We start from the raw sequence: 10,911 nt of genomic DNA on the forward strand, positions 1-10,911 counted from the left end.
GATGAGTCGGGATTCGAGCCGAAACAAATACATACCGAGAATAGTCCATGGATCGTATCGTTCGACGTAATCTGACCTGTGCCGCATTCCTTGTTGCGAACATGGCAATGCTCTTCGCCAGTGCGTATACGATGACATTTCACGGGTTCCGTAACGGACTCGCCCCCTCCATGGTGGCGATCATTCTCATGATCGTCTTCGCCACCTACCACGTGAAGCAGATGCGACTGCTCGGAAGGAAAGGTGGGGCGCTATCCATACTGTTCGGTATGGACGATGATGGTAGTGCATCCGACGAAGGGCGTCCGACGAGATGGTGGATCCATGTGGGGCGGTGCGCCATCCGCCCTGGCTTCATGGTGACGGTACTCGTCAGTGTCGCATTCTTCGTATCGGAACGCTATCTGTATGGAATGGTGGCACTTCTTCCGCTGCCCATTCTGCTTCTGTCGTTCGTATTCGCTCGTATGATATGGCTGCGCAATGTTCGAACATGATATCGTTTCGATCTACTGCGCTATGCGAATCCGTCTGTATGCCTAGTGCTGACGATTCGATGAATTCCCGCAGGTCTGGGTGAGATATCTGGATCCATTGACGATAAGCGGGGACGGTGCAGGTACGAGGATATACAGGCTGCGCAACGCTTCCACCCCGCAACCGCGGCTCATCCCCGCGTATGCGGGTGAGATACCTCTCGGTCAAGCCGCTTCATCATCGCACGCGGTCCACCTCCGCAACTGCGGTACGTGTTCGACACACATGTCGTCATACAATGAACCGATTCACATCCGTATCTCCAGATGGTGGTCGAACCGTACCGACATGGAGATGCTGACCTGCGGTGCGATTCGTGCATCGGTAACCGGCGATTCGTCTACGGTGCGGCGAGAACGATGACGGCCGTCGTGCCGTACTTCGGATGCGTACCGGTGGCGATGCCGACGGACGTGTAGTTCGGACCGAGGATGTTGATCCGATGCCCACGGTCGGGAGTTCCTTCGTCGACGAGGAAGGCGGCGAGGATCATCGATGCGGTGCGTTGGCCGTACGTGATGCATTCGCCGATCGTCGTCCGTTCGCTGTATCGTTTCACGCGGTCGAGTGGCGTCGAACCGTCGCTCCCGATGTGGCCGATCAGCGCATGACGTTCCGTGTCACGAAGATGGTCGATGGCTGCACGTACGAGAATACTGTCGAACGAGAGCGGTGCGAGCGGCTTCTGCTTCACGAGCTGTTTCCTGATTTCCTTGACGGCCTTCTCCAGCTCTCGCTTGTTCGGTGTGAAGGAACGTACATGACGGTAGTAGTTCTCGATGTCCCGGAGAAAGAACGACGGCTCCGTTCTCACACGGTTGATGAGCGCGGCCACTTCCTGAGCCAGACCCGCAGACTGTACCATATGCGGATCGCCGGGATTGACGAGCGTCGTTTCGTCCTGTGGCGGATCAGCGACCTGTGGTGTATGGCGATCGTGGATGTCGACGAGGATCGCCAGGTCCTGTGCATGGGCGGTGGACCAGTGTACGGATTGATCCTGGGCATCGGCGAGCGTGGCTGCATTCTGCGCCGTGCCGGTGGACTGTCGTGGGCTCCGGTCACGGATATCGGTGAGCATCACGGCTTGTATCGGATCCCGTGCCGGATCGATGGAGTGTTGCGTACGCAGGCCGAGCGTGTCGATGAGGACGAGGACGACGAGAGAGAGGAATATCTTCATCATGGAACGGCGCCGGCTGCAGGGCAGCCGGCGCCGGATCGTGTTGGTGTCGGAACTTATGCCTTGTTCGAGTGCACGTAGGCGAGGATCAGCGCTCCGCCTGCAAGACCGAGATCCTTCAGGGCCGCACTCATCGAAGCCTGGGATGCGGCCTGGTTCGCGGCATGCATCATGCCAGGAATATGCATCGTGACCACGTAGATGAGCATCAGCAGTGCGAGCAGGATACAGGCCAGCCGTGTCTGCTTGCCCGTGAGGATGGAGATCGCCGCGGCGATCTGGGCGATGCCCGTGATGTAGATCCAGATGACTCCACCCGGAATAGGCACCATGCCGGCCATCTGTTCACCTGCCATCAGGTGCATGATGCCGAAGACAAGGAACGGTATCATGAAGAATACCCGTCCCATCACAAGAAGAGGAACATTCATGCAGGCCTCCCAACGAACGTGAGTAAAACGATCGGCCGTTTCAGCCGCCGTACACTTTTTCACATAGTCTGGATAGCGTCCTGGCGTCCTTGTCCGACATGCGGTTCATGAGACCGGTATCGAGATCCTGAATGTCGTTCTGCATCGACGTCAACAGATCCAGTCCCGCCTGCGTGATGAAGGTGAGCGACAACCGTCCGTCGTTGCTGCTCTTTCCACGTCTGACGAATCCCGAACGGGCGAGCCTGTCGATCAGTCTCGTCACGTCGGGGGCCACCTGTATCATCCGCTCGATGATTTCGCAGCGGGGATGTCCCTCGGGGTAGACACCACGCAATATGCGCAGGACGTTGTATTGCGCGGCGGTGATGCCGTAGGGTGTACAGAGTTCTTCCATGCGGCGGTTGAGAAAGTCCGCGCAGACGAGCAGGTTCAGCATCGCTTCCTGATACGGAGACGAGAATGTTTTCTGCTGGAGCCGTTCCTGTAGCTTTTCACCCATGGTGCAAGTATACGAAATGATATTACGTGTTGAAACACGCAATTAGACGTATCATCAATCGAACAATGGTGGTTCACGTCGCGGATTCATCCGGCATGTCCGGACGAACATTCGATCCCCGTGCGGGATGGGGAAAGGCTCGGGCCTGGAATGCAGGATGAGCATCGGACATAGACCCGGATCGTCTGATTCAGTCGCTGCTTCCCGTACTCATAGCCTGGGCGCGGTCGGCCATCCGAAGCGCTTCGATGATGGGGTCGAGATCGCCGTCGACGACCTGCTGCAGAGGATGGTTCTTCGCCTCGCCATCCAGACGATGGTCCGTGACGCGGTTCTGGGGCCAGTTATACGTCCTGATCTTCTCGCTGCGATCGCCGGACTTGACCATGCTCTTGCGTGCGCCGGCGATGGCGGCCTGCTGCTTCTCGAGTTCCAGCTCGTAGAGGCGGGCGCGCAACACCTTCATGGCCTTGTCCTTGTTCTTGAGCTGGGAACGCTCGTCCTGGCACTGGACGACGATGCCCGTGGGAAGATGGACGAGTCGCACGGCCGTTTCCACCTTGTTGACGTTCTGCCCGCCCTTGCCCCCGCTTCGGAAGATGTCGATACGCAGGTCGGCGTCGTTGATCTGGACGTCGACTTCCTCGGCCTCGAGCAGGACGGCAACGGTGGCGGCCGACGTATGGATGCGCCCCTGCGTTTCGGTATCGGGCACACGTTGGACGCGGTGGACACCGCTCTCGTACTTGAGGAAGCCGAAGGCTTCCTCACCACTGACGCCGAAGGTCATTTCCTTGAAGCCGCCGCGTTCGCTTTCGGTGAAGTCGATCGTCTCGACCGTCCAGCCCTTGCCTTCGCAATACCGCTGATACATGCGATAGAGGTCGCCGACGAAGATGGCCGCTTCGTCTCCGCCCGTTCCAGCGCGGATTTCCACGATGCAGTCGCGCATGTCGTTGGGATCCTTCGGAATCAGCAATACACGAAGGATCTCCTCACGTTCGTCCAGTTCGGCCTGCAGGGCCCGCGAATCGTCGTAGGCCATGTCGCGCATGTCGGAATCCGTGGTCGGGTCGTCGATGATGGCCCTGTTCTCGTCGAGCCGACGCAGGAGCGACAGATAGTCCTCCGCAGCGGCAGCGACGGGCTGGAGCGTCTTGTATTCACGCGAGACGTCACGCAACCGCCTGGTGTCGTTGACGACGTCAGGATCGTTCAGGGAATGTTCTATCGAGCGATAGCGGTCGAGGATGGATTCGAGGCGGTTTTTCACGGACGGCAGCGGACTGGAAACAATGAACAGGCAAAATTATCGCAAATTGGATGGCCATGAAGAGAAATGTCATCGTCATGCTGGCCGTGGTGCTGCTTTGCGCTGCATGTGCCAGCGAGGATCAGTCCATCATCAACCCGCCTCCGAACTCGAACAACGTTTCCCTGCGTCTGTTCAACATGGTGCCGGACGGAGCATCGCGCAGGATGCTGCTGGAGCTGAACATCCAGACTTCGGAAGTACCATCGGCATCCTTCAGCGCCGTCGTCGGCGCCCCGTCGGATTCGAGCTTCATCGAAATACTGCGCGGCAGCACGTCCGAGTACCGTTCGGACAAACGGATGATGTTCATCCGTAACAGCGTTTACGACGTCTTCACCATCGCCAGCCCCAATGCGGCGCCGGTGCTCGATACGATCATCCTGCACAATGCCACGGCCGCGCTGCTCACCACGAACGACGCATCGGTGCGACTCGTGAACATGGTTCCCGATACGCTCCGCAAGTATCGTCTGCGTATCGGCTGTCCGAGCGGTGCCATCCTGCACGATACCGTCGGCTACGGTGGTGCCTCGCTCTATGCGAGCATGGCCCCGGGGCAGGCGGTGTTCTCCCTGATGGAGACGACGGCAGCGGGAGAACGTCTCCTGGGCATCCTGGAAGGGACGCTCAAGGATCGGGCGCCGTATTCCATCATCACGTATACGATGCAGGGTGATGCCACACCGCAGGTGATGTTCATCGAGGAGACGGACCTGACGCCGGGCGCCACACGTCCGCTCCTGCCGGTCGCGGCGCGTACGGCCGACTTCCGCATCGTCAACACGGCGTCGGAAGCCGTCACCGTCCAGCATTCGTCGAGCGGTCAGCCCCTTGCCGTATCGTTGCCGCAGAACACCGTCAGCGCATGGAATAACGTCCCGACGTGCATCAGCGATCGTCCCGACGGGTTCGACGTGTCCTTCACGGGTGGTGCCACGCTGAACGACAGCATCTCCCTCGGTGTGCGCAGTCATTACACGATGGTGACGGCCGACAGTGCCGGGGCCAAGCGATCGATCATCATCGCTCCGCAGCGTCAGCCGGCCGATGCGGCATCGAAGGCCCTCGTCCGGGTCGTCCACGTCGCCCCGTCCACGGGCAGGGTGGGCGTCTCCATCGGTGGCCGCTCGGATGCATCGCAGTCGAACGGTATCAGCGCAGGCATGGTCCTGGCGCGAAGCCTCGCCTTCGGTGCCGTATCCGACGTCCAGGCCGTGGCTCCCGGAACGTTGCCCCTTACCATCACGACGTCCATGACGCCGACGGCCATGCTCCAGGTCGCCAGCATGAGCGTCGAAGCCGGAGGCGAATACCTGATCATCCTGACGAGCAATCCCGACGGTACGATCGCCGCTTCGCTGCTTTCCTCCGCGACGGAGAACGGCCCGCTGACTCCTGCTGGCACGGCCGCGCTGGTCACCGTGGTCAATGGCTCACCGACAGACGAATTCGAAACCGTCTCGATCGGAACGATGATCGGGAACGGCAAGCTCTACTATCGCAATACGATGGCGACGGTAGCCGCAACGGGATCCATTCCAGTCCAGATCGGTGGAGTGACGACGAGCCTGGCCGTGGAAGCCGGGAAGCGCTCGCTGGCCATCTATGCCGAAGGCGGCGGTACGCCGGGCATCATTGGTATCGTCAGCGACCCGCTGCTACCCCAGTTCGGCCGCTCCATGCGCCGGGTCATCAATGCCACCGAGGACGTCGCCCTCGTTTCCGTGGCCTACGATTCGATTCCGAAGAGCGATCCAGGTGCCGAGCGCATGGCCGACCGTGTGGCCTACGGCACTGCCTCGCCCGTCAACACGGTCGTCAACGAACGTCGTGGAACACTGTTCTTCTACGACAGCGATGCCTTCACACAGATCTATACACTGCCGGTCCAGTACGCTCCACTGGGCAATTGCACCTCGCTGATCGTCACCGGGAACAAGACGAAAGGCTACGAGGTGATCGTCCTGCAGGAATTCTAGCACATCAGCCCTTGGTATATTGCGTCCATGCGCCGAATCACCACGTCCATTCTGTTCACCATACTGGCTCTTCTGGCTGCGAGTGCGACATGCCATGCAGGGGGGAGCGTCACGGTGCCATCCGAAACGATTCTCCGCTATGGCCAGACGACGCGCATCGTCGTTTCCGGCGCCCTGGATGCAGGGACGAGCGGTACGGTGCGACTGTCCTTCGCCTATCCTCCGACGGTGATACGTATACGGCAGGTCGTGGGCGATGCGAGCTATGCCCTCAAGTGCCCCGACGTCCGCATCGTTTCCAACACGGTGACGAATCGCACGACGGCGACGCTGGTAGTGGAATGCGACAACGTATCCGAGGCCTCGACGGGCCTGCTCTGCGCCATCGATGTGGAAGGGCTGGCCGGACCGGATACGCTCGGCCCGCTGAATCCGCTGGAGCTTGCCGTCAACGGTCAGGTGCAGGGAGATGCGGCACTGACGTCCGGTACGGTGCGGGTACAGGGAAGTCCGGGCGGTGGTACCGTACCGCTGGTGGAAGGAATCCTGGGTAACTATCCCAATCCGTTCCGCGACATGACGAGAATCGAATATGCGATGGAAGGTCCTGGACTGGCACACTTCACGGTACGGGACATGAGCGGACGGATGTTCGTCAAGCTCGATCCCATCCAGAGCGCCGCCGGGCTACAGTCGTTCGAGCTGCGGCCGGAGGCATGGGAGCTTTCGTCCGGTGCCTACCTTCTGCAGATGACGACCGATCGTGGCACCTACTTCCATTCGTTCATGATCATGAAGTAGGGGAACCGTGAAGTATATCGTACGTATCCTGATCCTCGTTCCGCTCCTCCTGGCCGCCGTCGCAGACGGTATGGCGAGAGATCCCCTGTTGATCACGAAGAACTCCGAAGGACGCGAATTCTGGGTCTGCTTCATGAAGAACTTCCGCGAAAGCGGAGGCAGTGCCCAGCAGAACAGGCCCGATCTCCTGAAGCTGCAGCTCTTCCTCACGAGCAGCTACGATGCCAACGTCCGGATTCGCGTCGAGGAAATCAACTACGACAACACCATCCAGGTGCGGGCCAATACGGTCGTCAACGTCGCCCTGCCCGCCCGCGCCCAGCTCAGATCGCTGGAAGTGGCGGAACGCCTGGCCGTCCATATCACGGCGGACACGACGATCGCCGTCTACGGTCTGAACAGCCGTGTACAGACGACGGATACCTACATGGGTCTGCCCGTAAGCGTTCTGGGGACGGAATACCGCGCCATCGGCTATACGAAGCTCGCATCCGACCTGCTGTCGCAGATTTCCGTCATCGCCACGGAAGACAGTACGGAGGTCACCGTGACACCGACGACGACGACATCGACGGGACGCAAGGCCGGGCAACCGTTCACCGTGCGGCTCCGCAAGGGTGACGTCTATTCGATCGGTGCGCGCTTCGAATCCGTCGGTCAGTGCGACCTCACCGGCACGCATATCCTGTCGAACAGGAACATCGCCGTCTTCAGCGGTCACCAGTGCGCCTACGTGCCTCCCAAGGTCGAGGCCTGCAACCATCTCGTCGAGCAGCTGCCTCCGATCTCGGCATGGGGAATGCACTACTATCTGGGTATGCTCAAGGAGCGTTCTCGCTATACCTATCGCGTCATCGCTTCCGAAGACGCCACGAAGGTGTTCGAGGATGCCAGGCTCGTGGCCGTACTCAAGGCCGGTGAGTTCTTCGAGAACCTGAACGTCGCACGCCACATCCAGCTTACGGCCGACAAGCCCGTCCTCGTGGCCCAGTTCGCACAGGGCTTCAAGAACGGCGACAGCGTGGGCGATCCGATGATGATTCTCGTGAGCCCCACGCAACAGTTCCTGAGGGAATACCGTTTCGCGACACCCATCAACGGTGACTGGCACCACTATATCAACGTCGTGGCTCCTACGCCGTCGATCAGGGAACTGCGCCTGAACGGACGCCGTATCGATTCCAACATGTTCGTCGTGCTCGGCGAGAGCCGGTATTCCATCGCCCAGGTGCCGCTGCCGTACGGTACGCACGTCATCAAGAGCGAGACGCCGTTCGGTCTGTATTCCTACGGCTTCGGTTTCCGCACCGATGCCTACGATGCATACGGGAACATGGCAGGGCAGTCCTTCTTCGAGATAAGCAGGATGGTGGATACCCTCGCACCGACTGCCGAAGGCAAACCCATACGCGACGACTATCAGGTGACGTTCCGTGACGACCGCGTCTTCGATCGCGGTCTGAAGAGCGTCAAGGTCCTGTTCGCATCCGCACTCGAAGCATCGATTCCGAAGATCGACGAAGGTGCACCCCAGGCCGGTATCAGGGTCCGCCCGTCGACGTCGGGATCGGCTGGCCGCATGGTATTGCAGGCGACGGACGTGGCCGGCAACGAAAGCACCTATACGCTCTGCTACATGTTCGACAGCCGCAGCGAGCGGTACGTCTTCATGCTGAACGAAGGGCGCGACGTCATCTGCGCTGCCGATCACACGTGGCAGGTAGGTGCCTACGGTTCCTTTACCCATGCGTTCCAGACGACGTCATTCAGTACGTCGGGAAATCTGTCCACGCCGGGAACGTTCGGTACGGCCCAGGGGCCGGGCGGATGGTTCGGATTGCTGGTAGGACGCCGGGTGTCGCAGGACGTCGTAGTCACGGCGCGCTTGTCCCTCACGACGGTCGGTGGTACGTTGCTCGCTCCCGACAGTACGATGGGATCGGTCTTCGATACGACGACGAATACAGTGGTGCCCTATCAGGAGGGTACGACGGTGAAGCTGTCGGCGCCGTACGTCAATCTCGGTCTCGGTATCGAGTATACGCTCGAACGATACTTCTACGTGCTCGGTGGTCTGCAGGCATCGATGCCGCTTGGGTCGGCCGTCGATGTTCAACGCACCATCCTTCGTCCGGCGAACCGTACCTTCGGTAACGGACAGGGGTCGACGATGACCATCGACCCGACGTCGCTTTCATCGCTGAACGGTATGAACTTCGGTCTGTACGGAGGATTGGGCTTCGCCTATCCGGTGAGCTTCCGCGCTTCCGTCTTCCTCGAAGGCATGTATACGACCGTCCTCAGCAACCTCACGTCGGAAGGCATGTGGCGCCTCCAGTATCTTTCCGCCAACCTCGGTGTCCGCTGGCGTTTCTGACGATCAGCTCGGTTGCCACTCCATGCGGCCGTTGACGGCGTTGTAGTCGGCCACGACGGCACGGATGAGTTCGACGGGTACGAGGTCCGAACGCAGACCATAGACTTCTTCGAGCCGTTCCTTCGCACGCCATGTAAGGCGGATGGCGGCATCCCTCGATATGCGGCGAAAGGCGATCACCGTCAGCAGATCGCGCAGCGTTTCGGCATCCTGCTCCGTCAACATCCGCACCTGCGGGAACCGGGGCTGATAGGCCTCCTCCGCACCATCGCTGACGAACGTCATGTCGAGCGATACCTTCGGTGCCAGGCGTACGACCGTCGTGCCTGCGGCCATGTCGCCGAGGCGCTGATGCCTTCTGCTCGCGACCGTCGTGAGCAGGGCGATGGCGGGGAACATGGATATCTCGAACAGACCCGTCAGCCAGCGTACGACGTAGTTGCCCACCGTGGGCTGCGTGCCGTCCAGCCGCAGGACGCGGATCTTCATGGCGCGTTTGCCGAGCGTCTGACCATTGAGCATGATCTCGCACAACAGCGGGTAGAGCACCGGTGGAAGGTAGAGCAGGCCATAGACGACGATGGCCATGCCGGTTGCATCGTTCTCCAACAGCGAAGCTGCCACCAGACCCGCTACGATACCGACGACGGAAAAGTATCCGTAGAGTACCAGCATGTCGACGAAGTAGGACAACATGCGGTCCAGAGGATTGGCTGCTTCGAAGTGGATGTCGACGTTCTGCGTCGTGGCGATGTTGACTTGACTCATGTTCGAATATCGCATATTTGCCCGATGCGCGAAGTAGCTTTCGTCCGATTACATCAGGATACGTGGAGGGAGGTCGAACACGTTCTCTCCGATTCGGTGTCGGTAGGTCCTGACCGCCTGGCGGAGCTGTACGTCAAGCTTACCGACGACCTGGCCTATGCGTCCACGTACTATCCCGGCACGAAGACCTTCGCCTACATCAACGACCTGACGGCCAGGGTCTACCACTACATCTACAAGAACCGCAAGGAACGACGCAAGCGGTTCCTGACGTTCTGGACGGAGGAAGTGCCGCTGGCCTATGCGGAGAATACTCCCGCACTGCTGTTCTCGCTGGGAGTGTTCGTCCTGGCCTTTCTCATCGGCGTCGTGTCGACGCTCGGCGACGACACCTTCGTACGGCTGATCCTGGGCGATTCCTACGTGAACATGACGATCCGCAACATCAAGGCGGGGAATCCGCTCGGAGTCTATCAGCAGGACGATGGCCTGGGCATGGTCGTACAGATCACGCTCAACAACCTGCGCGTCGACATCCTGTCCTGCATCCTCGGTCTGCTGGCATCGGTGGGAACGGCCTTCATCATCCTGTACAACGGCATCATGGTCGGCACGTTCTTCACGCTGTTCGGTCTTCACGGTTCGCTCGGCGATGGCCTGGCGGGTGTGATGATCCACGGTACGATCGAACTCACGACCATCGTTCTGGCAGGTGCAGCGGGCTTCGTCATCGGTAACGGCATCATGTTTCCGGGTACCTATACGCGGTTGCAGTCCTTCGTCCGTGCCGTTCGTCTCGCCACGATCATGCTGGTCGGCGTCTTCCCGTTCACCATCGTGGCCGGAATACTCGAGAGCTTCGTCACACGCTGGGGACATGTCTCCATCGCCGTGGACGTCCTTCTCATCGTATTGTCCGCAGCGCTCCTCACGTGGTACTTCATTCTACTTCCACGCTCCGTACGCACCAGGGAATCCCATGTCGCCATCGTACATACCGCTTGACCGGTCGCGCCGG

General features: G+C 60.0%; 10 protein-coding genes. 5 read left to right on the forward strand and 5 right to left on the reverse strand.

The window, feature by feature from the left end:
* Window positions 1-47: 47 nt before the first annotated feature.
* Window positions 48-497: a hypothetical protein gene (locus tag BGO89_03285; GenBank protein ID OJX58266.1), complete on the forward strand. Its 450-nt coding sequence runs from the start codon at window positions 48-50 to the stop codon at window positions 495-497.
* Window positions 498-877: 380 nt separating this feature from the next.
* Here the strand turns inward: BGO89_03285 and BGO89_03290 are convergent, their stop codons facing one another.
* From BGO89_03290 to BGO89_03305, 4 genes are all read right to left on the reverse strand, one after another.
* The gene (locus tag BGO89_03290; GenBank protein OJX58267.1) at window positions 878-1,720 is read right to left on the reverse strand and encodes a hypothetical protein; all 843 of its coding nucleotides are present in this window, start codon (window positions 1,718-1,720) and stop codon (window positions 878-880) included.
* 56 nt (window positions 1,721-1,776) lie between these two features.
* Window positions 1,777-2,130: a DoxX family protein gene (locus BGO89_03295; GenBank protein OJX58268.1), complete on the reverse strand. Its 354-nt coding sequence runs from the start codon at window positions 2,128-2,130 to the stop codon at window positions 1,777-1,779.
* 61 nt (window positions 2,131-2,191) lie between these two features.
* Complete coding sequence (locus BGO89_03300; GenBank protein ID OJX58269.1) at window positions 2,192-2,653, reverse strand: hypothetical protein; 462 nt, start codon at window positions 2,651-2,653, stop codon at window positions 2,192-2,194.
* Window positions 2,654-2,843: 190 nt separating this feature from the next.
* Window positions 2,844-3,926, reverse strand: a complete 1,083-nt coding sequence (locus BGO89_03305) for a peptide chain release factor 1 (protein ID OJX58270.1) — start codon at window positions 3,924-3,926, stop codon at window positions 2,844-2,846.
* Between the two features lie 50 nt (window positions 3,927-3,976).
* On the opposite strand from BGO89_03305, the gene BGO89_03310 reads away from it, so the two are divergent.
* The 3 genes from BGO89_03310 to BGO89_03320 are packed head-to-tail and all read left to right on the forward strand — an operon-like array spanning window position 3,977 to window position 9,125.
* Window positions 3,977-5,947, forward strand: coding sequence for a hypothetical protein (locus BGO89_03310; protein ID OJX58271.1), 1,971 nt, complete (start codon window positions 3,977-3,979; stop codon window positions 5,945-5,947).
* 27 nt (window positions 5,948-5,974) lie between these two features.
* Complete coding sequence (locus BGO89_03315; protein ID OJX58272.1) at window positions 5,975-6,748, forward strand: hypothetical protein; 774 nt, start codon at window positions 5,975-5,977, stop codon at window positions 6,746-6,748.
* A 7-nt stretch (window positions 6,749-6,755) separates the two neighbouring features.
* The gene (locus BGO89_03320) at window positions 6,756-9,125 is read left to right on the forward strand and encodes a hypothetical protein (protein ID OJX58273.1); all 2,370 of its coding nucleotides are present in this window, start codon (window positions 6,756-6,758) and stop codon (window positions 9,123-9,125) included.
* 3 nt (window positions 9,126-9,128) lie between these two features.
* Here the strand turns inward: BGO89_03320 and BGO89_03325 are convergent, their stop codons facing one another.
* Window positions 9,129-9,908: a hypothetical protein gene (locus BGO89_03325; GenBank protein ID OJX58274.1), complete on the reverse strand. Its 780-nt coding sequence runs from the start codon at window positions 9,906-9,908 to the stop codon at window positions 9,129-9,131.
* Between the two features lie 9 nt (window positions 9,909-9,917).
* Here BGO89_03325 and BGO89_03330 point away from each other — a divergent pair, with 9 nt between their 5' ends.
* Complete coding sequence (locus BGO89_03330) at window positions 9,918-10,898, forward strand: hypothetical protein (protein ID OJX58275.1); 981 nt, start codon at window positions 9,918-9,920, stop codon at window positions 10,896-10,898.
* Window positions 10,899-10,911: the final 13 nt, after the last annotated feature.

Source organism: Candidatus Kapaibacterium thiocyanatum (genome assembly GCA_001899175.1).
Taxonomy (GTDB): Bacteria; Bacteroidota; Ignavibacteria; order Kapaibacteriales; family Kapaibacteriaceae; genus Kapaibacterium; species Kapaibacterium thiocyanatum.

Bases quoted from the DNA above. Each gene is read 5' to 3' on its own strand.
- BGO89_03295 (OJX58268.1), bottom strand. From the start codon at position 2,130: ATGGGACGGGTATTCTTCATGATACCGTTCCTTGTCTTCGGCATCATG.
- BGO89_03290 (OJX58267.1), bottom strand. From the start codon at position 1,720: ATGAAGATATTCCTCTCTCTCGTCGTCCTCGTCCTCATCGACACGCTC.
- BGO89_03285 (OJX58266.1), top strand. From the start codon at position 48: ATGGATCGTATCGTTCGACGTAATCTGACCTGTGCCGCATTCCTTGTT.
- BGO89_03325 (OJX58274.1), bottom strand. From the start codon at position 9,908: ATGCGATATTCGAACATGAGTCAAGTCAACATCGCCACGACGCAGAAC.
- BGO89_03300 (OJX58269.1), bottom strand. From the start codon at position 2,653: ATGGGTGAAAAGCTACAGGAACGGCTCCAGCAGAAAACATTCTCGTCT.
- BGO89_03315 (OJX58272.1), top strand. From the start codon at position 5,975: ATGCGCCGAATCACCACGTCCATTCTGTTCACCATACTGGCTCTTCTG.
- BGO89_03330 (OJX58275.1), top strand. From the start codon at position 9,918: ATGCGCGAAGTAGCTTTCGTCCGATTACATCAGGATACGTGGAGGGAG.
- BGO89_03310 (OJX58271.1), top strand. From the start codon at position 3,977: ATGGCCATGAAGAGAAATGTCATCGTCATGCTGGCCGTGGTGCTGCTT.